Annotated in this window: 24 protein-coding genes; 14 read left to right on the forward strand and 10 right to left on the reverse strand. The window is 60.7% G+C overall.

The features are described 5' to 3' along the window. The first annotated feature begins 260 nt into the window (after positions 1-260). The 4 genes from rhtA (at position 261) to WH299_RS23865 (ending at position 3,064) form a co-directional block, all read left to right on the forward strand. On the forward strand, positions 261-1,148 hold the full coding sequence (gene rhtA / locus WH299_RS23850; protein WP_126571457.1) for a threonine/homoserine exporter RhtA: 888 nt from the start codon (positions 261-263) through the stop codon (positions 1,146-1,148). A 164-nt stretch (positions 1,149-1,312) separates the two neighbouring features. Next, complete coding sequence (locus tag WH299_RS23855; RefSeq protein ID WP_028615818.1) at positions 1,313-1,594, forward strand: hypothetical protein; 282 nt, start codon at positions 1,313-1,315, stop codon at positions 1,592-1,594. A gap of 111 nt (positions 1,595-1,705) precedes the next feature. After that, positions 1,706-2,437, forward strand: a complete 732-nt coding sequence (locus WH299_RS23860; protein ID WP_339551473.1) for an SDR family oxidoreductase — start codon at positions 1,706-1,708, stop codon at positions 2,435-2,437. 36 nt (positions 2,438-2,473) lie between these two features. Next, positions 2,474-3,064, forward strand: coding sequence for a 2-hydroxychromene-2-carboxylate isomerase (locus WH299_RS23865; protein WP_339551474.1), 591 nt, complete (start codon positions 2,474-2,476; stop codon positions 3,062-3,064). On the opposite strand, the gene WH299_RS23870 is transcribed toward WH299_RS23865, so the two are convergent. Then, complete coding sequence (locus WH299_RS23870; RefSeq protein WP_122725466.1) at positions 3,061-4,047, reverse strand: zinc-dependent alcohol dehydrogenase family protein; 987 nt, start codon at positions 4,045-4,047, stop codon at positions 3,061-3,063. The two genes, WH299_RS23865 and WH299_RS23870, sit on opposite strands and share 4 nt — an antisense overlap. A 116-nt stretch (positions 4,048-4,163) precedes the next feature. On the opposite strand from WH299_RS23870, the gene WH299_RS23875 reads away from it, so the two are divergent. Continuing rightward, positions 4,164-5,072 carry a LysR family transcriptional regulator gene (locus WH299_RS23875; RefSeq protein WP_339551475.1) on the forward strand — a complete coding sequence of 303 codons (909 nt, stop codon included), beginning with the start codon at positions 4,164-4,166 and terminating at the stop codon, positions 5,070-5,072. Here the strand turns inward: WH299_RS23875 and WH299_RS23880 are convergent. From WH299_RS23880 to WH299_RS23890, 3 genes are all read right to left on the reverse strand, one after another. Further along, positions 5,065-6,873 (reverse strand): aminopeptidase P family protein, encoded by a 1,809-nt coding sequence (locus WH299_RS23880; RefSeq protein WP_339551476.1) that lies wholly within the window; start codon positions 6,871-6,873, stop codon positions 5,065-5,067. The two genes, WH299_RS23875 and WH299_RS23880, sit on opposite strands and share 8 nt — an antisense overlap. A 49-nt stretch (positions 6,874-6,922) precedes the next feature. Then, on the reverse strand, positions 6,923-8,083 hold the full coding sequence (locus WH299_RS23885) for an aminotransferase class V-fold PLP-dependent enzyme (protein ID WP_122725459.1): 1,161 nt from the start codon (positions 8,081-8,083) through the stop codon (positions 6,923-6,925). Positions 8,084-8,316: 233 nt separating this feature from the next. Next, positions 8,317-8,586, reverse strand: a complete 270-nt coding sequence (locus WH299_RS23890; protein ID WP_028615811.1) for a hypothetical protein — start codon at positions 8,584-8,586, stop codon at positions 8,317-8,319. A gap of 399 nt (positions 8,587-8,985) precedes the next feature. On the opposite strand from WH299_RS23890, the gene msuE reads away from it, so the two are divergent. From msuE to WH299_RS23910, 4 genes are all read left to right on the forward strand, one after another. Then, the gene (gene msuE / locus WH299_RS23895) at positions 8,986-9,549 is read left to right on the forward strand and encodes an FMN reductase (protein ID WP_028615810.1); all 564 of its coding nucleotides are present in this window, start codon (positions 8,986-8,988) and stop codon (positions 9,547-9,549) included. Positions 9,550-9,558: 9 nt separating this feature from the next. Then, positions 9,559-10,701 carry an FMNH2-dependent alkanesulfonate monooxygenase gene (ssuD, locus tag WH299_RS23900; RefSeq protein WP_339551477.1) on the forward strand — a complete coding sequence of 381 codons (1,143 nt, stop codon included), beginning with the start codon at positions 9,559-9,561 and terminating at the stop codon, positions 10,699-10,701. A gap of 159 nt (positions 10,702-10,860) precedes the next feature. Beyond that, positions 10,861-12,048, forward strand: coding sequence for an acyl-CoA dehydrogenase family protein (locus WH299_RS23905; protein WP_122684572.1), 1,188 nt, complete (start codon positions 10,861-10,863; stop codon positions 12,046-12,048). A gap of 11 nt (positions 12,049-12,059) precedes the next feature. Continuing rightward, positions 12,060-13,163 carry a sigma-54 interaction domain-containing protein gene (locus tag WH299_RS23910; protein ID WP_126571450.1) on the forward strand — a complete coding sequence of 368 codons (1,104 nt, stop codon included), beginning with the start codon at positions 12,060-12,062 and terminating at the stop codon, positions 13,161-13,163. On the opposite strand, the gene WH299_RS23915 is transcribed toward WH299_RS23910, so the two are convergent. Further along, on the reverse strand, positions 13,152-13,517 hold the full coding sequence (locus WH299_RS23915; protein ID WP_026000062.1) for an antibiotic biosynthesis monooxygenase: 366 nt from the start codon (positions 13,515-13,517) through the stop codon (positions 13,152-13,154). The two genes, WH299_RS23910 and WH299_RS23915, sit on opposite strands and share 12 nt — an antisense overlap. A gap of 101 nt (positions 13,518-13,618) precedes the next feature. Here WH299_RS23915 and soxR point away from each other — a divergent pair, with 101 nt between their 5' ends. Then, entirely contained in the window at positions 13,619-14,068 is a 450-nt protein-coding gene (gene soxR, locus WH299_RS23920) for a redox-sensitive transcriptional activator SoxR (protein WP_323624968.1), read from the forward strand. A 123-nt stretch (positions 14,069-14,191) separates the two neighbouring features. Here soxR and WH299_RS23925 read toward each other — a convergent pair whose 3' ends face one another. Genes WH299_RS23925 through WH299_RS23935 form a run of 3 tightly spaced genes read right to left on the reverse strand, consistent with a single transcriptional unit; the run spans position 14,192 to position 16,884 of the window. Continuing rightward, on the reverse strand, positions 14,192-14,962 hold the full coding sequence (locus WH299_RS23925; protein WP_068932470.1) for a MetQ/NlpA family ABC transporter substrate-binding protein: 771 nt from the start codon (positions 14,960-14,962) through the stop codon (positions 14,192-14,194). 29 nt (positions 14,963-14,991) lie between these two features. Next, the gene (locus tag WH299_RS23930; protein ID WP_099493837.1) at positions 14,992-15,657 is read right to left on the reverse strand and encodes a methionine ABC transporter permease; all 666 of its coding nucleotides are present in this window, start codon (positions 15,655-15,657) and stop codon (positions 14,992-14,994) included. A 3-nt stretch (positions 15,658-15,660) separates the two neighbouring features. Further along, positions 15,661-16,884, reverse strand: a complete 1,224-nt coding sequence (locus WH299_RS23935; RefSeq protein WP_095015385.1) for an SfnB family sulfur acquisition oxidoreductase — start codon at positions 16,882-16,884, stop codon at positions 15,661-15,663. Positions 16,885-17,112: 228 nt separating this feature from the next. On the opposite strand from WH299_RS23935, the gene WH299_RS23940 reads away from it, so the two are divergent. The 4 genes from WH299_RS23940 to WH299_RS23955 all read left to right on the forward strand — a co-directional run bounded on the left by WH299_RS23940 (position 17,113) and on the right by WH299_RS23955 (position 20,951). Continuing rightward, a complete protein-coding gene (locus WH299_RS23940) occupies positions 17,113-17,574 on the forward strand; it encodes a VOC family protein (RefSeq protein ID WP_122725443.1) in 462 nt (153 codons plus the stop codon). Between the two features lie 120 nt (positions 17,575-17,694). Further along, positions 17,695-18,570 carry an alpha/beta fold hydrolase gene (locus WH299_RS23945; protein ID WP_122725440.1) on the forward strand — a complete coding sequence of 292 codons (876 nt, stop codon included), beginning with the start codon at positions 17,695-17,697 and terminating at the stop codon, positions 18,568-18,570. 83 nt (positions 18,571-18,653) lie between these two features. Next, the gene (locus WH299_RS23950; protein ID WP_339551478.1) at positions 18,654-19,958 is read left to right on the forward strand and encodes a dicarboxylate/amino acid:cation symporter; all 1,305 of its coding nucleotides are present in this window, start codon (positions 18,654-18,656) and stop codon (positions 19,956-19,958) included. Positions 19,959-20,036: 78 nt separating this feature from the next. Beyond that, complete coding sequence (locus WH299_RS23955; RefSeq protein ID WP_204937098.1) at positions 20,037-20,951, forward strand: LysR substrate-binding domain-containing protein; 915 nt, start codon at positions 20,037-20,039, stop codon at positions 20,949-20,951. 127 nt (positions 20,952-21,078) lie between these two features. Here WH299_RS23955 and leuD read toward each other — a convergent pair whose 3' ends face one another. After that, a complete protein-coding gene (gene leuD, locus WH299_RS23960; RefSeq protein WP_122725435.1) occupies positions 21,079-21,693 on the reverse strand; it encodes a 3-isopropylmalate dehydratase small subunit in 615 nt (204 codons plus the stop codon). After that, positions 21,690-23,108 carry a 3-isopropylmalate dehydratase large subunit gene (gene leuC, locus WH299_RS23965; RefSeq protein WP_122725433.1) on the reverse strand — a complete coding sequence of 473 codons (1,419 nt, stop codon included), beginning with the start codon at positions 23,106-23,108 and terminating at the stop codon, positions 21,690-21,692. Before leuC ends, leuD begins: the two co-directional genes overlap by 4 nt. Between the last annotated feature and the right edge of the window lie 65 nt (positions 23,109-23,173).

Below are 23,173 nucleotides of genomic sequence, written 5' to 3' on the forward strand. Positions count from 1 at the left end.
GCCGCCGAAACTTACATAACTCATTGTTTGCCAAGGAGTTTTCCGTTTCGATTGCGCCGGAAGTGGGGCGAATTATAGACTTCTAAAATCTGCAGTCAACCCTTAATTTGTTTTTTCTATCAACGGGGCTGAAAACCGCTAAATCCGCCTTTTTTAACCTCTCGACAAGGATAATTGAGCAATATATTGCCCAACCTCAAACAGTTAAGCATCATAGCGCCGACGTTTCTCTTAATATGACTTCGGACGAACACTCCCAAATGACCACCTCCCCCCGCAGCCTGGCCTCGACATTGTTCCCCGTCGGCCTGCTGCTGATCGCCATGGCCTCCATCCAGTCCGGCGCCTCGCTGGCCAAGAGCATGTTCCCTATCGTCGGCGCACAAGGCACCACGGCACTGCGCCTGATTTTCGCCAGCGTGATCATGCTGCTTCTATTACGCCCATGGCGCGCCAAGTTGACGGCAAAGTCCCTGCGGACGGTGATCGTCTACGGAATGGCATTGGGCGGCATGAACTTCCTCTTCTATATGTCCTTGCGCAGCGTACCTCTTGGGATTGCGGTCGCCCTGGAATTCACAGGCCCGCTTGCCGTTGCGATCTATGCCTCTCGGCGCGCGGTCGACTTCCTCTGGATTGCCCTGGCGATCGTCGGCTTGCTCTTACTTATCCCGATGGGCGAAGCGAGCAGCGGTATCGATTTACTGGGTGCGGGTTACGCCCTGGGTGCAGGGGTCTGCTGGGCGCTCTACATTCTGTATGGTCAGAAAGCCGGTAATGACAACGGCGTACAGACCGCCGCCCTTGGCGTAATGATCGCGGCCTTGTTTGTTGCCCCTATCGGTATCGTCCATGCAGGCAGCGCATTGCTGACGCCTGCCCTGATCCCGCTCGCCATCGGAGTCGCCATTCTGTCCACCGCCCTCCCCTACACTCTGGAGATGGTTGCACTGACGCGCCTCCCCGCCCGAACTTTCGGCACACTCATGAGCATCGAACCGGCGTTCGGCGCCCTCTCCGGCCTGTTGTTCCTTCACGAACACCTGTCACTCGCACAGTGGCTGGCGATCACGTGCATCATCCTGGCCTCCGTAGGCGCTACTGTGACGATGCGCAGCGAGTCAAAGCCGCTGGTACCAGCGGATTGAAGGCTGTTTGAATCTAGCTCTGGTATTTACCACTCATTTAGGCCATGTTTAAGCCGTAAACGAATGTCATTCATGGAGAATTTCGACAAGGACAGCGCGAACGCTACACCCGAGAGCGAGTAAAGCCAGCCTGTAGTATTGCGGGCCGGCTATTAAGGATAGGAATGAAGCGAATTTTGATACTGTTAATGGTCATGGCGATTACCGGTTGTGCCGCGACCACCAAGACAGAAGTGAAACGTGGCAAAAAAGGGCTGCATATCAACTGTTCCGGCCTGTCTTCTTCCTGGGACCAGTGCTACACCAGCGCAACCAACTCTTGCGGCGCCAAGGGCTACCGGGTTATCGCAAAGTCCGGCGACAATTCCGAGGAACCAGGGGACTACCCCTTCGGCCTCAACCCTGCTGGCTACACCAGCCGCAGCATGATCGTCATCTGCAAGTAGTCGCTTGAGCAGTCACCCCCTAACTGCTCTCATTAAATTCCAGCTACAAACCCAGCCCTTCTCGCCGCTGCGTCTAAACTCCTGCTCGACCATCGAGCCAAGAGAGTTCCCATGACGCACAACAAGAAAATCGTATTGGTAGTGGGCGCCGGAGACGCAACGGGTGGCGCCATTGCCAAACGTTTTGCCCGCGAAGGCTACGTGGCGTGTGTCACCCGCCGCAGCGCCGATAAATTGCAGCCGCTGGTAGACAGCATCCACGCGACAGGCGGTGAAGCCCATGGCTTTGCCTGCGATGCCCGTAAAGAAGAAGACGTCATTACGCTGATCGAACAGATCGAAACCGAGCTGGGTCCAATTGAGGCCTTCGTGTTCAACATCGGCGCCAACGTGCCGTGCAGCATCTTGGAAGAAACCGCGCGCAAGTATTTCAAGATATGGGAGATGGCTTGCTTCTCCGGGTTCCTGAATGCACGCGAAGTGGCCAAGCGTATGGTCACGCGTAATCGAGGCACCATTCTGTTCACGGGTGCCACCGCAGGATTGCGTGGCGCGGCAGGGTTTGCCGCCTTCGCTGGCGCCAAGCACGGTATCCGGGCACTCGCGCAAAGCATGGCGCGGGAACTGGGGCCCAAGAACATCCACGTCGCCCATGTGGTGGTCGATGGCGCCATCGACACCGACTTCATTCGTGACAATTTCCCGCAGAAATACGCGCTCAAGGACCAGGACGGTATCCTCAACCCCGAGCACATCGCCGAGAACTATTGGTACCTGCACAGCCAGCCACGCGACGCCTGGACATTTGAACTGGACCTGCGTCCCTGGAATGAACCCTGGTAAGCACGACCCCACAATAATAAGCAGCGAGCATCGACCATGCGTAAAACCCTGGAATTCTTCTTTGACCTCGGCAGCCCCGCCACCTACCTGGCTTACACCCAGTTACCCGCACTGTGCGCTTCAACCGGTACGCAGCTGATTTATAAGCCCATGTTATTGGGCGGCGTGTTCAAGGCCACGGGCAACGCCTCTCCCATCACCATACCCGCCAAAGGTCGCTACATGTTTGATGACCTGGCGCGCTATGCCCGCCGCTACAACGTACCGCTCAAGTTCAACCCGCACTTTCCCATCAACACCCTGCTGTTGATGCGAGCGGTCACCGGCATTCAATTGCGCCAACCCGAGCGCTTCGATGACTTTGTGGATTGCCTGTTCCTTGCCCTCTGGGTAGATGGCCGTCACTTGGGAGACCCTGCCGTTGTTGCTGCCGTGCTTACCGAACACGGTTTTAATCCCGAAGAGGTTCTGGCCTTGGCCAATGACGAGACGGTAAAGGCCACCCTCAAGGACAACACCGAACAGGCCGTTCAACGCGGTGTGTTCGGTGCGCCCAGCCTATTTGTCGGCAACCAGCTGTTCTTCGGTCAGGACCGTCTGGATTTTGTGCGTGAAGCCCTGACTTAAATCTCAATCGCCAAGCGCCCTTGCGCGCCGCTTGCGAGCACATCGTAGGCGGCGTTCGCACTGTGCAAATTGAATGCACGCCCATCCAGGATCGGCTTGAGCTTACCGGCATCGATCAAGCGCGCTGCCTCGGCAAGAATCTGCCCGTGATGCTCACGCCCCTTACCGGTCAGCAACGGCAGCAAGGTGAACACACCCGAGTAGGTCGCCCCACGAAACGACAGTGGGGCCAGGCTGTGTTGTCCCCATCCCAGGCAACTCACCACATGACCGTGATAGGTCTTGGCGGCTCGAAAGGATGCATCCAGCGTTTCGCCGCCGACAGTGTCATACACAATGTCGAAGCCTTCGCCCGCGGTGTGCTGCGCGACGTACTCTTCGACCGTCTGCTGCTGATAGTCGATAAACGTCGCACCCAGCCCCTCGATTACTGAGCGATGCCTGGCGGAACCCGTGGCATACACCTGCGCTCCGCGAGCAATCGCCAACTGCACTGCGACATGCCCTACACCCCCCGCGCCGCCTTGTATCAGTACTTTGTGCCCGGAGCCTACATGCGCCCGGTCCACCAAGCCCTCCCACGCAGTGATCAGCACCAGCGGCAATACCGCCGCTTCACGCATGCTCAACACCTCAGGTTTCTTCGCCAGCAAGCGGACATCGACGGCCGCGTACTCGGCCAACGAGCCCTGTGCGCCACCAATGCCGGTCGCCAACCCATAGACATCATCGCCCACATGCCAATCACCGACGTCAGGACCTATCGCTTCCACGGTGCCTGCCAAATCCATGCCGAGCACTGCCGGTAATGGCTGCCGGGCGTGGGCAGCCTGGCCTGCGCGGATTTTCCCGTCCAAAGGGTTAAGGCCACTGGCGCTGATTCGGACCAGGACTTGGCCAACGCCTGCTACCGGTTTGGGAATTGTCGTCAGCCGGAACGGCGCGTCCACGGCATCCACAATCAAAGCGTGCATATCAGTCATGTTGGCGATCTCGCGTCATCGAAGAATGAAATCAATGATCCGCCAGCCAACTCATGCCGATAAGACACCAAAAGACTATAGTGCCTATGCTAAATAGGCATGAATTGGAACCCCCAATGGATAAACTCAACGCAATGGCGGTTTTCGTTCGAGTGATCGAACGCGGCAGTTTTTCCGCCGTCGCCCGGGAAATGCAAACTACCCAACCCACCATCAGCAAAGTCCTGCGTGCCTTGGAAACCGAACTGGGTGGCAAGCTGATTGCCCGCAGTACACGCCAACTGTCCCTGACCGACGAAGGTCAGCGGTACTACAGCCATTGTCGTGAAATCCTCGCCGCCGTGGACGCCGCCGAACACAGTTTCCAGACCGGCAAAGAGGCGATCGCCGGCCCATTGCGAGTGGGTTCGTCGGTGAGTTTCGGGCGACTGCAGATTGCTGCACGCTTGAGCGATTTCCTGCAGAAATACCCTGACGTACAAGTAGACCTGCAACTCAACGATCACCTGCAGGACATGGTCAGCGAAGGCTTGGACGTAACCCTGCGAATCGGTGAACTGCGCGACAGCGGCTTGATCGCCAGGCAGATCGGCACTACCCACCGCGTCACCCTGGCCAGCCCGGCCTACCTGGCCAAACATCCCACACCGAAAACCCCGCAGGATCTCTGCCAGCACAACTGCCTGCTGTTCAACCTGCTCAGCAGCCAGAACCAGTGGGTTTACGAAAAGAATGGCACGCGACACAGCGTGCGCATCACCGGCAACGCCCAGAGCAACAACTCCGAAGCGGTGCGGGAGATGGTGTTGACGGGGCTTGGCATTGCGCTGTCGCCCCTGTGGTTGTTCCATGACGATTTGAAAGCCGGCCGCGCGATTGCGTTATTGCAGGACTACACCCCGCAACCACTGCCGATCCATGCGGTGTCAGCACCCAATCGCCGCCAGTCGGCCCGGGTCAAGGCATTCGTCGACTATATGGCCGACGCTTTGGCCCAGGCCCCGGAACTGCAGGCGGTCAAATAGCCGCAGTGCGCACCTGCAACCATTCAAGCGCGGCACCGTCGAGCAATGGACTCAAACGCTCACGTACCTCGGCATGGTAAGCGTTGAACCACTCACGCTCGTCTGCCGTCAGCAGCGACGGTTCCAGGCAGCGCGTGTCGATCGGACACAGGGTCAGGGTTTCGAACTTGAGGAACTCGCCGAACTCAGTCTTGCCGGCTTCGCGGTTCAGCACCAGGTTCTCGATACGCACGCCCCAGCGTCCCGGGCGGTAAGTGCCCGGTTCGATGGAAGTGATCATCCCCGGCTGCATCGCCGTTTGCGGCGCAGTGGCCGCCTGATAGGCAATCACTTGCGGACCTTCATGCACATTGAGGAAATAGCCTACGCCGTGCCCGGTACCGTGGCCGTAGTCCACGCCTTCGGCCCAGATCGGCGCGCGAGCAATGGCGTCCAGCAGCGGTGACAGGATGCCTTTCGGGAAATGCGCACGGGACAAGGCAATCACGCCCTTGAGCACACGGGTGCAGTCGCGCTTCTGCTCCTCACTCGGCGCACCGATTGGCACCATCCGCGTGATATCCGTGGTGCCGCCGAGGTACTGGCCGCCCGAATCGATCAGCAGCAGGCCATCGCCTTCGATCACTGCGTGCTCTTCTTCAGTGGCGTGGTAATGCGGCATCGCACCGTTGGCGTTATAGGCGGCGATGGTGTTGAAACTCAGCGACACATAACCGGGGCGACGGGTGCGCGCAGCGGTCAGGTGTTCATCGATGGTCAGTTCGGTGATACGTTCGCGACCCAGCGCACTGTCCAGCCAGGCGAAGAATTCGCACAGCGCCGCGCCATCCTGCTCCATGGCTTGGCGGATATGTTCCGCGTCGGCCAGGCTCTTGCGCGACTTGGCAAGTGTCGTTGGGTTGAGACCTTCGATCAGCTTGACACCGGTATCGAGGTTTTCCAGCAAGCCAGCGGTAACGCGAGCCGGGTCGACCTGCAAACTGGCGCCCGCCGGCACCCTACGCAAGGCATCCGCCACTTCGCTGTAGTCGCGCAGCGTCACGCCATCCTGTTCCAGCACCGCCCGCAGCTCGGCATCGACTTTGCCGAGCGCCACGAACAACGTGGCCTGCTGTTGATTGATCAACGCAAAGGACACAAACACTGGGTTGAACGAAACATCCCCTCCACGCAGATTGAACAGCCAGGCGATGTCGTCCAGGGTCGCGATGAAGTGCCAGTCGGCGCCTTTCTCTTTCAAGGCCGCACGCAGCGAGGCGAGTTTCTCACCACGGCTGACGGTGGCCTGAGGCGGCAGGTGTTGATAGATCGGCTGGTTCGGCAGTGTCGGACGGTCTTTCCAGACTTCATCCAACAGGTCGATATCAGTACGCAGTTGTGCACCGCGCTCTGCCAACTTGCCGCCCAAGGTACGCGCCGAGGCCACGGCCATCACTGCACCGTCCACCGCGACGACGCCACCTTCCGGCGTCTGCTCGGCCAGCCACTCCAGCGGTCCGGGTTGGCCCGGCTGCAGTTTCACCAATTCGATGCCGCTGCCCTTGAGTTCCTTGGTCGCTTGTTCCCAGTAACGGCTATCGGCCCACACGCCGGCGAAATCCGCAGTAACAATCAGCGTCCCCACCGAACCATGAAACCCCGACAACCATTGCCGCCCCTGCCAATAACCCGGCAGGTACTCGGACAAGTGCGGGTCGGCCGACGGCACCAGCAGGGCGTGAATGCCCTCGCGGTTCATCAGTTCACGGGTGTGCGCCAGGCGCTGGGGAACCGTTCCATGGGTCAAAGGCTGCGTACTCATTGTGTCTCCTGCTAACCACGAATAATTATTATGTATTGCGATAAATGAATCAGACCGCCCAGAACGCCGGTGCACTGGCCAGGGCTGCCTTGATCAATTGCACCGCCTGGTCGATATCCTGCTCGGTGGTAAACCGGCCGAGGCTCAAGCGAATGGTGCGGCCGGCGCTGCGTGCATCATGGCCCAACGCCAGGAGCACGTGGGACGGCGCATTGCTCGCCGAATTACAGGCCGAGGTCGCGGAAAACGCGATCCCCGCACTCAACGCAGCGGCGTTGAATTCGCCTTCGCCAAACGTGAGGCTCAGGGTATGTGGAATACGCTGCGTCGCGCTGCCATTGAGGCGCACGCCGGCCACCGCTTCCAATTGATCCAGCAAGCGCTGACGCAAGGCGACGATCACCGCCTTTTCTTCAGTAAAAGACGCCGCAGCCAAGGCAAACGCGGTGCCCATGCCGGCAATCTGATGGGTCGCCAGAGTGCCGGAGCGCAGGCCGCCTTCATGACCGCCGCCGTGAATCTGCGCCAACACCTTCTGCTGCGCCCGTGGGCCGACGTACAACGCGCCGATCCCTTTGGGGCCATACAACTTGTGGGCCGAAAACGACATTAGGTCCACTGGCCATTGCGCCAGATCGATTGCCACCTTGCCCGCGCCCTGCGCCGCATCCACATGCAACAACGCGCCGTGTTCACGCACTCGCGCGCCGATGGCGGGGATGTCGTTGAGGGTGCCCAGTTCGTTGTTCACCAGCATCAGCGAGACCAGGAACGTGTCTTCACGCAAGGCTTCGCTGACGGCATCGGCACTGATCAGCCCATCGGCATCCGGCACTAGGTACGTGACGGCCACGCCGGCTTCCTGCAGTTGCCGGGCGGTATCCAACGTGGCCTTGTGTTCGATCTGGCTGGTGATGATATGCCCACCCGCCACGCCTCGTGCCTGGGCCACGCCCTTGATTGCAAGGTTGTTGGATTCGGTGGCGCCGGAGGTCCAGACGATTTGCTCGGGGTTGGCACCGACCAATTCGGCCACCTGGCGACGCGCCTGCTCGACCGTATGCCGGGCCGCCTGGCCGAACGCATGGGAACTGGACGCGGGGTTACCGAAATTGGCATTGAAGCCCAGACACTCGACCATTACCTGGATGACCCGCTCATCCACCGGGGTGGTGGCGGCGTAGTCGAAATACAGCGGACGTTTATTCATGACGTTAAAAACTCGCAGAGCAGGTTCCCGAGAGCAGCGTCTCAGGGGCACGGACCGGAACAGAGGTCGTCAGGTTTAACCGATCGAATGCCATTAAAGAAGGACCACTTTATGTAAATGTGCGTAGGAACGCTCCTGAAATTCAGCTTAACAGGCTGAAGTCGCACCATGGCAAACAAAAAGCCCGAGGTTCCTTAGGGGAATCCTCGGGCTTTTTGCCGTCAGGCGCGGGCTCAACTGGGACGACCATGCAGGGTCACGCTGCGTTCGGCATTCATTTCGCCCTGGCGATCAAAGCCGAAAGGCTTCTGTGGCTGGCCGGTCAGCGCGGCGCGCTGTTGTTGGTATTCATCAAACGATAAACCACGACGACTCAATGCTTCCAGGGCCAACTGCTTGGTTTCTTCCGCCGTGTAGGGACGCAATTCTGGCGAAGGATGGGTCGCACATCCGGCGAGGACTGAGCTGACAATCAATAAGGAAACAGCGAGAAATCGGTTCATGGCGGTGGCCCTGCAAAGGAGGTTTCGAGTCAATGAACACAGGCTACTCCCGGCCCCGCACGGTGAAAAATCACCTGCCTTGATAGTCGCTATCAACCGCCAAGACACCTCCAATAGCAAGACCTCCATATTTCTTTATGATCTATAAATATGGAAATACGTTCATTTACGGAATAAATCCAACCCTCTATAACGGGTGCTACGCCGCATCGGCACTGTTGCCCACGCAACTGTTGCCAGCGCAACAGCCAATCAACAAATCACCAGCCAGACAACAGCGACACTTTTCGGCAGCAAGCCTGCAACCCACGCCAATCAAGGCTCGCGCCCGTTGGTATAGCTCTTGCTCAACAGGTTGCACCCACCCGTTCTGCACCTCTGTTGAAAAAGGAACTGTTCATGACCCGTCCCCTGAATGTCGTTGCCCTCTCCGGTGGAACCTGGCGCCCGTCACGCACCCTGGTGCTGACCCAAGCGGTGCTCGCCGAACTGGCTACGTTGTTGCCGATCCAGACCACCCTGATCGAACTGGGCGACATTGCCCGGCCTCTGGGAGGTGCGCTGTCCCGTGACGAACTGCCGGCAGACGTCGAATCCCAACTGTTGGCCATCGAACAGGCCGACCTGCTGATCGTTGCCGCGCCGGTGTATCGCGGCTCCTACCCCGGCCTGCTCAAGCATCTGTTCGACTTGATCGGCCTCAATGCCCTGATCAACACGCCGGTACTGCTTGCCGCCACCGGCGGCAGCGAACGCCATGCGCTGGTGCTCGATCACCAATTGCGTCCGCTGTTCAGCTTTTTCCAGGCGTTGACCTTGCCGATCGGTGTGTACGCCACCGAAGCCGACTTCACCGACTACCAAATAACCAGTGAACTATTAAAAGCCCGTATTCAACTGGCGGCAGAACGTGCAGCGCCTTTGTTTGCAGCGCACTCCCTCTCTCTGCTGAAAATCGCTTAAGGATTGGTCATGGATGTTTTCTGGTTTCTACCCACACATGGCGACGGGCATTACCTGGGCACCACTCAAGGTGCACGGCCGGTCACCCTCAATTATCTGAAACAAGTCGCTCAGGCCGCTGACAATCTCGGCTACTACGGCGTGCTGATTCCAACCGGGCGTTCGTGCGAAGACTCCTGGGTCATCGCCTCGGCGCTGGTGCCGCTGACCGAACGCCTGCGTTACCTGGTGGCGATTCGTCCGGGCATCATCTCGCCGACTGTTTCTGCACGCATGGCGGCAACCTTGGATCGCCTGTCCAACGGCCGCTTGCTGATCAACGTGGTGACCGGCGGCGACCCGGATGAAAACCGTGGCGACGGCAGTTTCCTCGACCACAGTGAACGTTACGAAGTCTCCGATGAATTCCTACGGATCTGGCGTCGTGTGTTGCAGGGCGAATCGGTAGATTTCGAAGGCAAACACCTGCGCGTGCAGAACGCCAAGGCGCTTTACCCACCGGTGCAGAAGCCTTATCCACCGTTGTATTTTGGCGGTTCCTCCGACGCCGCCCACGACCTTGCCGCCGAGCAGGTCGACGTCTACCTGACCTGGGGCGAACCGCCTGCCGCCGTCGCAGAAAAACTCGCGGACGTGCGTGAGCGCGCCGCACGCCACGGGCGCACGGTGAAATTCGGCATTCGCCTGCATGTGATCGTGCGCGAAACCGAAGAGGACGCCTGGAAAGCCGCCGACAAACTGATCGAACACATCAGCGACGAAACCATCGCCGCCGCGCAAAAATCCTTCTCGCGTTTTGACTCCGAAGGTCAGCGGCGCATGGCCGCCCTGCACGACGGGCGCCGCGACAACCTGGAAATCGCCCCCAACCTGTGGGCCGGCGTCGGCCTGGTGCGCGGCGGTGCCGGCACGGCGTTGGTGGGCAACCCGCAACAAGTCGCCGAGCGCATCAAGGAATACGCGGACTTGGGGATCGAGAGTTTCATCTTCTCCGGCTATCCGCACCTGGAAGAGGCGTATCGCTTCGCCGAACTGGTGTTCCCGCTGCTACCGGAACCCTACGCCAGCCTGGCCGGACGTGGCGTCACGAACCTCACGGGCCCGTTTGGCGAAATGATTGCCAACGATGTACTGCCAACGACAAAGGCCTGAACCGCTGCTCTTCTGTAGGAGCCGGCTTGTTGTGGTGAGTGGGGCTTGTCCCCCGACGGGTTCGCCGCCGACGCAAGGGGGGCAGCTTCGCAGCCCAGCGCAGGGCAAGCCTGCTCACCACAGCAAGCCAGCTCCTACAAGGAAAATAGAGGAAACCCCGTGACAGCCAAACCCCACAGCGTCCTGCCCTCCCCCTTGCAGACCGCCAAACTGCTGGCCGCCGAATTCGCCCTCACCGCCGTCGAGCGCGACGAGCGCGGCGGCACGCCCAAAGCCGAACGTGACGCCCTGCGCCACAGCGGCCTGCTGGCTCTGAGCATCCCCACCCAATACGGCGGCCTCGGCGCACGCTGGAGCGAAACCCTGGGCATCGTGCGCGAATTCGCCAAGGTCGACAGTTCCATCGCCCATGTCTTCGGCTTCCACCACCTGATGCTTGCCACCGTGCGCCTTTTTGCGCGCCCGGACCAATGGCAACCCTGGTTCGAACAGACCGCGCGCAAAAACTGGTTCTGGGGCAACGCCCTCAACCCGCTGGACACCCGCACGGTGGTCAAGGACTTCGGCGGCTGGCGCGAGTTCTCCGGCAAAAAGAGCTTCTGCTCCGGCGCCAGCGACTCGGAAATGCTGATCGCCTCGGCGGTGGACGAAACCGCCGGCGGCAAGCTGCTGATCGCCGCAATCCCGAGCGGGCGCAGCGGCATCACCTTGCACAACGACTGGAACAATATCGGCCAGCGCCAGACCGACAGCGGCAGCGCCAGCTTCGAACGGGTGCGCGTCGAAGAATCCGAATTGCTGCTCGATCCCGGCCCACTGAGTACGCCCTTTGCCTGCCTGCGCCCGCTGATCGCCCAGTTGACCTTCACACATATGTTTCTCGGCATTGCCGAAGGCGCCTTCGAAGAAGCGCGCAACTACACCCTGACCGAAACCCGCGCCTGGCATAAGTCCTCGGCTGAAGACGTGCGCCAAGACCCTTACGTGCTGCATCACTACGGTGAGTTCTGGGTTGCCCTGGAAGGTATCCGCCTGCTGGTGGAGCACGCCGCAGAGTTGCTCGACCAAGCCTGGGCCAAGGGCCCGAACCTCAGCGAAACCGAGCGCGGCCAGCTAGCCATTGCCATCGCCACCGCCAAAGTCGCCGCCACCCGTCAGGGGCTGGACTTGTGCAGTCGGTTGTTCGAAGTCACTGGCGCGCGCTCCACCCACGCCTCGCTACGGCTGGACCGCCACTGGCGCAACCTGCGTACGCAGACCCTGCACGATCCGGTGGACTACAAACTTCACGAACTGGGGGATTGGGCGTTGAACCAATCCCTGCCAATTCCTACGTTCTATTCCTAAGAGAGGTGCCCATGCAGCTGTTGACCCTACCGCCCTCGCCCGCACTCGCGACGTCGATCCGCGCCACGGCCCAGGTCTTCGAAGACCCGAAATCCCAGGCGTTGCTCGACCATATCCAGCAAGTGGCGCCGAGCGAAGCCAGCGTGCTGATCATCGGCGAGACCGGCACTGGTAAAGAGCTGGTGGCGCGCCACATCCATAACCTCAGCGCGCGGCGCAACCGACCGTTTGTGGCGGTGAACTGCGGGGCATTCTCCGAATCCCTGGTGGAAGCCGAGCTGTTCGGCCATGAAAAAGGCGCCTTCACCGGCGCCCTCAGTGCCAAGGCCGGTTGGTTTGAAGAGGCAGACGGCGGCACCCTGTTCCTGGATGAGATCGGCGATTTGCCGATGGCAATCCAAGTGAAGCTGCTGCGCGTGCTACAAGAGCGTGAAGTCGTACGCCTGGGTTCGCGTAAGAGCATTCCGATTGATGTGCGCGTATTGGCCGCGACCAACGTGCAACTGGAAAAGGCCATCAATGCCGGGCATTTCCGTGAAGACCTCTATTATCGCCTCGACGTGGTCAGCCTGGAACTCAGCCCGTTGCGCGAGCGCCCCGGCGATATCCTGCCGCTGACCCGGCACTTCATCGAAGCCTACAGCCAGCGCCTGGGCTACGGCCCGATCACGATCAGTCGTGAGGCCGAGCACAAACTCAAGACCTACAGCTGGCCCGGCAACATCCGCGAGCTGGAGAACGTGATTCACCATACCTTGTTGATCTGCCGTAACGGCGTGATCGAACGGGACGACCTGCGCCTGTCGAACATGCGCATCGAACGCCAGGACGACAGCCAGCATGGCACCGACAACAGCGCAGAAGCCTTGCTCGCGCGCGCCTTCCAGAAGCTGTTCGAGGAACAGGCCGGCGCCCTGCACGAAAAGGTCGAGGACGCCCTGCTACGTGCCGCCTATCGTTTCAGCCATTACAACCAGGTACACACCGCCAACCTATTGGGCTTGAGCCGCAACGTCACACGTACGCGCCTGATCAAGATCGGCGAGCTGGCAGTGAACAAGCGCCGACCCGGTGAAAACGTGCAAGGCGAGCGCATGCTGCATTTATCCATTTAGGCGGCAGTGCAACGCGTTGTCATGGCTGCGCTCGAAACTGCGCAGCACCTGGAACGAACCGAAGGTCACCGCCGTGGCCTGATGGGCGCGGATCAGCGTCCAGAAATCTTCCTCGCCATGCTCAAAGCACTGGAAAGCCGCCTCGCCGTCTTCACGCGAGCGCCATTGCAGGTAGTTGAGCACCCGCCGTCCGTCATCACTGACCTGCACACTTGCATTGATAAAGCCGCCGTGGCCCTGGGCCAGGCGTTCGCTTTGGGTGGTCAAGGCCGCCACCAGGGCGACTTGCTGCTGGGGCTCGATCTGAAATTCAATCAATTGAGTGAAGCTGCGATTTTTCTCTGATACCTGCATGAACACTCCCCTTCCTCTGTAGGCAGAATCTTGCGATTCGATGCCACGCAGGGTAAAACCTCTAGTTAAGTCAAGGTCAAGCGTTGTCTGGGAGTTTTTTCATGCTCAACAAAGAGCTTACCGTCGGCCAACTGGCCGCCCGCAGCGGTGTGGCGGTCACAGCCCTGCATTTCTATGAAACCAAGGGGCTGATCAAGAGCAATCGCAATGCCGGCAACCAGCGGCGCTATCCGCGGGATGTGCTGCGGCGCGTGGTGGTGATCAAGATTGCCCAGCGTTTGGGCATACCACTGGCAACGATCGGCGAGGCGTTGCAGGCCTTGCCGAATGGGCGTACGCCCACGGCGCAGGATTGGGATCGTTTATCCGCACTGTGGCGGGAAGACCTGGATGAGCGCATCAATAAACTGATGCTGCTGCGGGACAAGCTCAATGGCTGTATTGGGTGCGGGTGCCTGTCGATGGAGGCGTGCCCGTTGCGTAATCAGGATGACAAGCTCGGCGAGTGCGGGCCAGGTGCACAGTTGTTGGAGCCCACCCCCAAATCCTGAAGTGACAATCCAATCAATGTGGGAGCTGGCTTGCCTGCGAAAGCGGTGTATCAGTAGCAGATGTGCAAGCTGACCCACCGCTTTCGCAGGCAAGCCAGCTCCCACAGTTGATCGGTGTTGGACTCAGAACCCAGGGGCAATCTGGCCTTTGTAACGGGTCAGGATGAACTGGCGCACCTCATCGGAATTCAACGCCTTGGCCAGTTTCTGGATGCGCGGGTCGTTGATGTTATCCGGCCGCGCCACCAGGTACTCGACGTACAGCGACTTGCCCTTCTCCACGATCAACGCGCTGTTGGTATCGATCCCCGCTTCCAGGGCGTAGTTGGCAAACACAAACGCCAAATCCACCTGGCTCACCGAACGGGCCAGCAAGGCGCCTTCCAGTTCGCGAATCTTCAAGTGCTTGGGGTTATCCGCAATATCGCGCGGCGTGCTCAGGGTGTTGCTCGGGTCTTTGAGCTTGATCAGGCCCGCTTCATCCAGCAGCACCAGGGCGCGGCCAGTGTTGACCGGGTCGTTGGGGATCGACACCGTGGCACCGTCCTTCAGCTCCGCGATGTTTTTGATCTTGGTCGAATACGCACCAAAGGGTTCGATATGCACGCCCACCACCGGCACCAGGTCGGTGTGACGGGTTTTGTTGTAATCATCGAGGAACGGGCGGTATTGGTAATAGTTGGCGTCGATGTTCTTCAACGACAGTTGTTGATTGGGCTGGATGAAGTCGGTGAAGACTTTGATCTGCAAGTCCACGCCCTCCTTGGCCAGCACCGGTTTGACGAACTCGAGGATTTCCGCATGGGGCACTGGGGTCGCACCGACCACCAGCTTTTCATTGGCAACGGCATTCAACGACAGGACAGCGGCCAAAATGGCCAGGGACTTTTTCATACATGCTCCGAAGGCAGTTGTTATAGGAATCAACGGCGGCTGTAACGCGCCACCAAACGGTCACCGGTCATCTGCAGCGCCTGCACCAGCACCAACAGCAGCACCACGGTGACCACCATTACGTCGGTCTGAAAACGCTGGTAGCCATAGCGAATCGCCAAGTCACCCAAACCACCGCCACCGATCACGCCGGCCATGGCGGTGTAGTCCACCAGCACAATCGCGGTCACGGTCACTGCGGCCAGCAGCCCGCCTCGGGCCTCCGGCAACAGGGTGTGGCGGATCACCTGCCAGGTGCTGGCGCCCATGGACTGGGTGGCCTCGACCACGCCGCGATCCACCTCGCGCAGCGCGGTTTCCACCAGCCGCGCAAAGAACGGCGTACAGCCCACCACCAGCGGCGGGATGGTGCCCGGCACGCCGAGGGAGGTGCCCACCAGCAAGGTAGTCAGCGGGATCAACACGATCAGCAGGATGATGAACGGCAGCGAACGCAGCACATTGACCACCACCGACAACAACCGATACACCACCAGCGCCTCGTGCAACTGGCGCTTGCCGGTGAGAAACAGCAGCACGCCCAGGGGCAACCCCAGCAGCACGGTAAAACCCAGCGCAGCCACGAGCATGCTCAGGGTTTCCAGGCAGGCCTGGCCGATGTCGGCCCAGTAGATGTTCTTGAACAGTTCGGCCATGGATCACGACCAGTCATGGCGCGGCGGCTTGGCACCGTTGAGCAACCAATTGCCCACCACGTGGTACTTCCAGCGCACCGGGTCGTGCAAGGTGTGGACCCGCGCGTTGCGCCAGTGGCGGTCGAAGTTGTGCTTCTTCAAGGTAGAACGGGTGCCACCCAGTTCGAACAGTTTGTTGCTGGCTTCAATCGCGATTTCAGTGGTCAGCACTTTGGCGCGGGCGACGGCCAGAGACGCGTGGGCGACGTTGTCTTCATCTGGGGCCGGACGCGCGGCGTCCAGGGCAAAACCGGCGCGGTCGAGCAAGGCTTCGGCGGCTTCCAGGCGAATATCCAGGGCACCGACCTGAATGATGGTTAGTGGATCCTCACTGGCTTTTTCCACCCCGGCGTCGATCCATGGCCGGGCGAATTGCTGCACGAACTGCACCGTGTCACGCAGCGCGGCGCGGGCAATGCCAGCGTCGATGGCGGCAGTGGTCAGTTGTGCGAAAGGCCCGGCCAACGTTGGGGAATCGTAGGATTTGTGCGTAGGAAACAGATTGAATGCCGGCACCCGCAGATCCTGCGCGAGTACCGTCCCGCTGGAAGTGGTGCGTTGGCCCATGCTGTCCCAATCGTCAACCACCACCAGCCCTTCGGTGCCACGCGGCACAAAGGCCAACTGGGCATTTTGCTGTTCATCCAGCGCCAGCACCGCCAGCCAATGGGCGTACAGCGAGCCGGTGCAATAGCCCTTGCGCCCGTTGATCACATAGCCGTCGCCTTCGCGGCGAATAGTGGCCTGGATGTCCTGCACGTGCTTGCCGCCGGTTTCCGACAGCGCATTCGCAAACCGGTGACCTTGCAACGCCAGGCCAAAGAAGTGTGCCTGTTGCTCGGGCGTACCTTGCAGGCGGATATCTTCCAGCAGGCAGTAGTGGTTCTGCGGGATCTGCCCCAATGACGGGTCGGCCGCCGAAATAATTGCGATCACCTGGGCCAGCACCGCGTAAGACACCTGCGCCCCGCCGAACGCGCGCGGCACACTGATGCCCCACAGGCCGCTGTTGGAATACAGGTCCACCACCTCGGCGGGCACCTGGCGAGTGCGGTCGCGCTCGGCGTCCTGTTCCAAGAGGACGGCGGCGACGCGGTGGGCGACGGCAATCGCCTCGGCTGCATCGCGGATCAATGCGGCATGGGGCGTGTGGATCGGGTAATCGGCAGACACAGGCAGTACAGACATACAACGCTCTCGGGCGAATGGTTTGCCAGAGGTATTGCAGCTTCTGTGCCGGGCACGGAAACCGGCAGTTTGCCGGTACAAACACGCCCCGGCCCGCTTATGGCGCAGCAATCTGCCTGTTCGCTGTTGCCTGGCAGACACCTCGTCGGTTGCCTGCAGGCCACGCCATACGTGGCCTATAGTGAAAAGGCCGTGCCTCCACAACCACAACAACCCAAGGAGAACGAAATGAGCGTTAAACCCATTCCCGAGGGTTTCCACAGCGTCACGCCCTACCTGGGCGTCGAAAAAGCTGCCGAAGCCATCGAGTTCTACAAGAAAGCCTTTGGCGCCATCGAAGCCATGCGCCTGGACATGCCCGACGGTAGAGTCGGCCACGCCGAACTGCGCATCGGTGACTCGCCGATCATGCTGGGTTCACCCTGCGATGAAAGCGCGTTTGGCAGCCCGCGTGATGGCCACACCAGCGTCGGTTTACATGTGTATGTCAATGACGTCGATGCGCAATACAAACAAGCCATCGCAGCCGGTGGCACACCGATCTCCGAACCCAAGGACCAGTTCTACGGCGATCGCTCCGGCACGCTGAAGGATCCATTCGGCCACGTATGGTTCCTGGCCACCCACAAGGAAGACCTGACCGAAGCGCAGATTCGCCAGCGCGCCGAGGATATGTTCAAGCAAAGCTGATCGACGGGAGCCGGCCCGCCGGCTCCTACACACTTCATGAACAACCCCTCCACGTTTTCGCCCTTGCCCCGAACGCCGCGTGATTCCAGGATGCAGGCACTCATCACAAGGAGTCATTCCATGTTCGCCGGATTCCAAAAAGACAGCTGCCACGTCAACGGCGTGGACATCAGCTACCGCAAAGGCGGTACAGGTCCCGGTCTGCTCCTGCTGCACGGGCACCCGCAAACCCACGTCATCTGGCACAAAATCGCCGAGCAACTGGCCGAGCACTTCACCGTGGTCGCGGCCGACCTGCGCGGTTATGGCGACAGCAGCAAGCCGCCGGCCAATGACCACCACACCAACTACTCAAAACGCGAAATGGCCCGGGACGGCGTTGAACTCATGAAAGCCCTGGGCTTTGAGCAGTTCTCGGTGCTGGCCCATGACCGTGGTGCCCGCGTGGCCCATCGCCTGGCCCTGGACCACCCGACCGCCGTGCAACGCATGGTGCTGCTGGACATCGCCCCCACCCTGTCAATGTATGCGCAAACCGACGAAGCCTTCGCCCGCGCCTACTGGCACTGGTTCTTCCTGATCCGCCCGGCACCGTTGCCGGAATCCTTGATCGAGGGCAACCCGGAGCTGTACCTGCGCAGCGTGATGGGCAGTCGCAGTGCCGGGCTCAAGCCGTTCACCGACGAGGCCTTTGCTGAATACCTGCGCTGCCTGAAACTGCCGGGCGCCGCCACCGGCATCTGCGAAGACTACCGGGCTGCCGCCGGTATCGACCTTGAGCACGACCAGGCGGATATCGACGCCGGCAAACACCTGAACCTGCCGTTGCTGGTGATATGGGGCGCCGAAGGCACCGTCGGCCGCTGTTTCGAGCCGCTCAAGGAATGGCAGAAAGTCGCCACCGACGTGCGCGGCAAGGCCCTGCCGGCTGGCCATTACATTGCCGAAGAGGCTCCCGAATTGTTGCTGGGCGAAGTCCTGACCTTCCTTCGCTGACCCCCTGATTCACTCCCCCACGCAGGCGCGCCAACGCCTGCGACGGGGTCTGCTTGCCCAAAAAAGACTGCGAGATAATAACAATGACAATCAGAAAACTGCTGGGAACCCTGTATATCCAGGTGCTCATCGCGATCGCGCTAGGCGTGTTGATCGGCCATCAATGGCCGCAGATCGGCATCGACCTCAAGCCCTTGGGCGACGGTTTCATCAAGCTGATCAAGATGATCATCGGCCCGATCATCTTCTGCACGGTGGTGTCCGGCATCACCAGCATGCACGACGTAAAACAGGTCGGCCGCGTCGGCGGCAAGGCGCTGCTGTACTTCGAAGTCGTCTCGACCATTGCCCTGTTGATCGGCATTCTCGCCGCGCACCTGCTGCATCCTGGCGTCGGCTTCAATATTGACGTGAAGACCCTCGACAGCTCGGCCATCGCCGGTTTTGTCGGCCAGGCCGAACATGGAGAAGGCATCGTCGGGTTCCTATTGCATGTGATCCCCGCAACGTTTTTCGATGCGTTCTCCAAGGGTGAAATCCTGCCGGTGCTGTTCGTTTCCGTGCTGTTTGGCGTCGGCCTGGTGATGGTCGGTGAAAAGGGCCGGCCGTTGGTGGCTTTAATCAACCAGGCCAGCGAAGTGTTTTTCCGCATCGTCGGCATCATCAGCCGGGTCGCGCCGATCGGGGCCTTTGGCGCGATTGCGTTCACCATCGGCAAATACGGCGTCGGTTCGTTGCTGCCGCTGTTGAAACTGGTGGGCACCTTCTATATCACCGCGTTTTTCTTCATTGCCGTGGTGCTGGGCAGCATCGCCCGCTACGCCGGGTTCAGCATTTTCAAGCTGATGGGGTACATCAAGTCGGAGCTGCTGATCGTATTGGGCACCAGTTCGTCGGAATCGGCGCTACCGCAATTGATCCAGAAACTCGAAAGCCTGGGCGCCTCCAAGGGCGTAGTGGGCATCGTGGTGCCGACCGGCTACACCTTCAATCTGGACGGCACCAACATCTATATGACCCTGGCGGTGTTGTTCCTGGCCCAGGCCACCAATATCCACTTGCCGCTGGAACAGCAGTTGACGCTGCTGGCGGTGGCCATGCTGACGTCCAAGGGCGCCGGGGCGGTGGTCGGCGCGGGGTTTGTCGCATTGGCGGCAAGTTTGGCGGTGGTGCCGACCGTGCCGGTGGCAGCGATGGTGTTGATCCTCGGCGTGGACCGCTTCATGGCTGAATGCCGCTCGCTGACCAATATCATCGGCAATGCCGTGGCCGCGCTGGTGGTGGCAGCCTGGGAAGGTGAACTGGACCGCGAAAAAATGGCGCCTATCGCGCTCAAGCACGGACGACATGCCCGCGCGGCCACCCAAGCGAAGATCGCTGCCGAGTAACCGAAGAAGGCCGGGTGTGCCGGAAGGCACACCGATCCGGTGCTATTCTGGCGGCTCATGCCGCCAGCCCTGTTTCTGATGACGAATAAGAAAGATACCGTGCCCCTACCCGAAGACCTGCGGGTGTTCCTGACCGTGATCCGCAAGGCCGGCTTTGCGGCGGCTGCCGACGAACTCGGGTTGTCGCCGGCCTATGTCAGCAAGCGCATCCAGATCCTCGAAACCACCCTGGCCACCCGCCTGTTGCACCGCACCAGCCGGCGCATCGCCCTGACTGAAGACGGCGAGCGGGTGCAGCGCTGGGCTGTGCGTATCCTGGAAGACTTCCAGCAACTTTCCGATGAACTCTCCGACGCCCACGACAGCCCCCGTGGCCGTCTGCACCTGTGCAGCAGCTTTGGTTTCGGCCGCAACCATGTGGCGCCGGCCCTGTCGCTGCTGGCGGAACAGTATCCGGACCTGGAAATCCGCCTGGACCTGTTCGACCGCGTGGTGGACATCGTCAGCGAAGGCTTCGATTTGGAGATCCGCGTGGGCGACGACATTCCTGGCCAGCACATTGGCCGCCGACTGGTGAGCAACCGCCGCGTACTGTGCGCAGCGCCGGCCTATCTGCAGCGCCGCGGAACACCGCAACAGTTGAGTGACCTGGAGCAGCACGACTGCCTGGTGCTCAAGGAGCGCGATAACGCGTTTGGCATCTGGAACCTGGAACACAACGGCGCCCAGGAAAGCGTACGCGTGCGCGGGCCGTTGTCGTCGAACAATGGCGAGATTGTGTTGCAGTGGGCGTTGGATGGGCGCGGGGTGCTGCTGCGCTCGATGTGGGATGTGAAACCTTTATTGGAACAAGGCAAGCTGGTGCAGGTGCTGCACGGGTATACCCAGAGCGCCAACGTGTGGGCGGTGTACCCGACACGGTTGGCGTATTCCGGGAAGCTGCGCGCCTGCGTGGAGTTTTTGCAGGAGCATTTCAAAGGGTTGTCGATCTGACGTTGCAAACCCAATTGAACATGTGGGAGGGGGCTTGCCCCCGATGGCGGTGGGTCAGTCAACTTTTGAGTGACTGACACCCTGCAATCGGGGGCAAGCCCCCTCCCACACTTTGTCCTGCTGTGTGTCAGCTGAGCCAGGAGTTGGCTTGCAGGTGCTGGCGTTCGAAGGCCCTGATCTCTTCACTACGTTGCAAGGTAGTGCCAATGGCGTCCAGGCCAAGTAGCAACGCGGTTTTGCGCAGGGTATCGATCTGGAACGGAATCACCTGACCATCCGCCAAGCGAATCGCCTGGGCTTCAAGGTCCACGCTGATCTGCGCCTGGTCTGCCTGGCTGACGGTCTTGCCCAACGTCTGCAGCACCGCCTCGTCCAGGGTAATCAACAACACCCCGTTGCGCTGGCAGTTGTCATAGAAAATCCCGGCAAAGCTGCTACCGATCAACGCGCGGATGCCCATTTGCTTCAAGCCCCATACCGCATGTTCACGGCTGGAACCGCAGCCGAAATTCGGCCCTACTACCATGAAACTCGCGCCCTGCCAGGCCGGCTGGTTCAGCACAAAGTCGGGGTTGGGCTCGCCGGACGGCAAGCAGCGCAAGTCGAAGAACAGCCCGCGGTCCAGGCCGCTGCGGTCGATGCCCTTGAGGAATTGCTTGGGCATGATCACGTCGGTGTCGATGTTGGCCGCCAGCATCGGCGCGGCCTTGCCGGTGACCAGGGTGAAGGGTTGCAGGCTCATGGGCGCGCTCCAAAGTGGCGGATATCAGTCAGGTGGCCGCTAATGGCAGCGGCGGCGACCATCGCCGGGCTCATCAGGTGGGTGCGTGCGCCCGCGCCCTGGCGACCTTCGAAGTTGCGGTTGGTGCTGGAGGCGCAGCGGTCGCCGGGGGCGAGCACGTCGTCGTTCATGGCCAGGCACATCGAGCAGCCCGACTGGCGCCATTCAAAGCCAGCGTCGATGAAAATCGCCGCCAGCCCTTCGGCCTCGGCCTGGTCACGGACTTCGGTGGAGCCGGGCACGATCATCGCGCGGACGTGGCCGGCCACGTGTTTGCCACGTACCACGCTGGCGGCGTCGCGCAGGTCTTCGATACGGGCGTTGGTGCAAGAGCCGATGAAGGCGTGGCTGATGACAATCTCGCTCAGCGGCATGCCGGCTTCCAGGCCCATATAGTTGAGGGCACGGCGCATGTCCTGGCGCAGGATCAGGTCGCTGACGTCCTGCGGGTCGGGCACGCGGGCGCCGATGGGCGCGGCCTGGTCGGGGCTGGTGCCCCAAGTGACCATGGGCTCCAGGGTGGTGGCGTCGAGTTGCACCTCCCGGTCGAACACCGCGTCGTCATCGGTGTGGAGTTTTCGCCACTCCAACAGTGCTTTTTCCCACAGCTCGCCTTGAGGTGCACGTGGTTTGCCCTTGAGGTAGGCGAAGACTTTTTCGTCCGGCGCCATGAACGCCCCCCGCGCACCGGCTTCCACCGCCATGTTGCAGATGGTCATGCGCGCCTCGACGCTCAGCGCGTCGATGGTGGAGCCGCGAAATTCGATGGCGTAGCCCGTTGCGCCGGACGCGCCGATCTTGCCGATCAGCGCCATGATCACGTCTTTTGAGGTCAAACCTGGCGCCAGGTCACCGTCTACGGTCACGCGCATAGTTTTCAGACGTTTGTAGACCAGGGTCTGGGAAGCCAGCAGGTGTTCGATTTCCGAGGTGCCGATGCCAAAACCAAAGGCCCCGAGGGCGCCGTAGGTGGTGGTATGGCTGTCTCCAGCGGCAATCACCATGCCGGGCAGGATAAAACCCTGTTCCGGGGCGATCACGTGCTCGATGCCTTGGCGCTTGTCGAGGATGTCCAGCAGCTCGATGCCGAAGTCCCGGCAGTTCTCCGCCAGGTACGACACTTGGCGCGCGCCGCCTGCATCCGGCATCGCCGCGATACGCTGGGGCGTGGTGGGGTTCACATGGTCGACCACGGCCAACGCCGTGCCCGGACGCCACACCGTGCGCCCGGCCTCGCGCAAGCCGCTGAAGGCCTGGGGACTGGTGTATTCGTTGATCACCTGGCGGTCTATATAGAGCAGGACATGGCCCTGGTCATCCAGGGGGCACACCGTGTGGGAGTCGATGTGTTTGTCGTAGAGGGTTCTGGCAGTCATTTCTTAGGCTCACTCAACGGTATGAGCCCATCCTACGCAGCGCCCGGGCCCCATCAATGCCGCTT

Source organism: Pseudomonas sp. MYb541, assembly GCF_037479595.1.
GTDB classification, from domain to species: domain Bacteria; phylum Pseudomonadota; class Gammaproteobacteria; order Pseudomonadales; family Pseudomonadaceae; genus Aquipseudomonas; species Aquipseudomonas canadensis.

What these genes read in the sequence shown, in the direction of transcription:
- rhtA (WP_126571457.1), top strand. Translation starts at nt 261, where the DNA reads ATGACCACCTCCCCCCGCAGCCTGGCCTCGACATTGTTCCCCGTCGGC.
- WH299_RS23855 (WP_028615818.1), top strand. Translation starts at nt 1,313, where the DNA reads ATGAAGCGAATTTTGATACTGTTAATGGTCATGGCGATTACCGGTTGT.
- WH299_RS23860 (WP_339551473.1), top strand. Translation starts at nt 1,706, where the DNA reads ATGACGCACAACAAGAAAATCGTATTGGTAGTGGGCGCCGGAGACGCA.
- WH299_RS23865 (WP_339551474.1), top strand. Translation starts at nt 2,474, where the DNA reads ATGCGTAAAACCCTGGAATTCTTCTTTGACCTCGGCAGCCCCGCCACC.
- WH299_RS23870 (WP_122725466.1), bottom strand. Translation starts at nt 4,047, where the DNA reads ATGACTGATATGCACGCTTTGATTGTGGATGCCGTGGACGCGCCGTTC.
- WH299_RS23875 (WP_339551475.1), top strand. Translation starts at nt 4,164, where the DNA reads ATGGATAAACTCAACGCAATGGCGGTTTTCGTTCGAGTGATCGAACGC.
- WH299_RS23880 (WP_339551476.1), bottom strand. Translation starts at nt 6,873, where the DNA reads ATGAGTACGCAGCCTTTGACCCATGGAACGGTTCCCCAGCGCCTGGCG.
- WH299_RS23885 (WP_122725459.1), bottom strand. Translation starts at nt 8,083, where the DNA reads ATGAATAAACGTCCGCTGTATTTCGACTACGCCGCCACCACCCCGGTG.
- WH299_RS23890 (WP_028615811.1), bottom strand. Translation starts at nt 8,586, where the DNA reads ATGAACCGATTTCTCGCTGTTTCCTTATTGATTGTCAGCTCAGTCCTC.
- msuE (WP_028615810.1), top strand. Translation starts at nt 8,986, where the DNA reads ATGACCCGTCCCCTGAATGTCGTTGCCCTCTCCGGTGGAACCTGGCGC.
- ssuD (WP_339551477.1), top strand. Translation starts at nt 9,559, where the DNA reads ATGGATGTTTTCTGGTTTCTACCCACACATGGCGACGGGCATTACCTG.
- WH299_RS23910 (WP_126571450.1), top strand. Translation starts at nt 12,060, where the DNA reads ATGCAGCTGTTGACCCTACCGCCCTCGCCCGCACTCGCGACGTCGATC.
- WH299_RS23915 (WP_026000062.1), bottom strand. Translation starts at nt 13,517, where the DNA reads ATGCAGGTATCAGAGAAAAATCGCAGCTTCACTCAATTGATTGAATTT.
- soxR (WP_323624968.1), top strand. Translation starts at nt 13,619, where the DNA reads ATGCTCAACAAAGAGCTTACCGTCGGCCAACTGGCCGCCCGCAGCGGT.
- WH299_RS23925 (WP_068932470.1), bottom strand. Translation starts at nt 14,962, where the DNA reads ATGAAAAAGTCCCTGGCCATTTTGGCCGCTGTCCTGTCGTTGAATGCC.
- WH299_RS23930 (WP_099493837.1), bottom strand. Translation starts at nt 15,657, where the DNA reads ATGGCCGAACTGTTCAAGAACATCTACTGGGCCGACATCGGCCAGGCC.
- WH299_RS23935 (WP_095015385.1), bottom strand. Translation starts at nt 16,884, where the DNA reads ATGTCTGTACTGCCTGTGTCTGCCGATTACCCGATCCACACGCCCCAT.
- WH299_RS23940 (WP_122725443.1), top strand. Translation starts at nt 17,113, where the DNA reads ATGAGCGTTAAACCCATTCCCGAGGGTTTCCACAGCGTCACGCCCTAC.
- WH299_RS23945 (WP_122725440.1), top strand. Translation starts at nt 17,695, where the DNA reads ATGTTCGCCGGATTCCAAAAAGACAGCTGCCACGTCAACGGCGTGGAC.
- WH299_RS23950 (WP_339551478.1), top strand. Translation starts at nt 18,654, where the DNA reads ATGACAATCAGAAAACTGCTGGGAACCCTGTATATCCAGGTGCTCATC.
- WH299_RS23955 (WP_204937098.1), top strand. Translation starts at nt 20,037, where the DNA reads ATGACGAATAAGAAAGATACCGTGCCCCTACCCGAAGACCTGCGGGTG.
- leuD (WP_122725435.1), bottom strand. Translation starts at nt 21,693, where the DNA reads ATGAGCCTGCAACCCTTCACCCTGGTCACCGGCAAGGCCGCGCCGATG.
- leuC (WP_122725433.1), bottom strand. Translation starts at nt 23,108, where the DNA reads ATGACTGCCAGAACCCTCTACGACAAACACATCGACTCCCACACGGTG.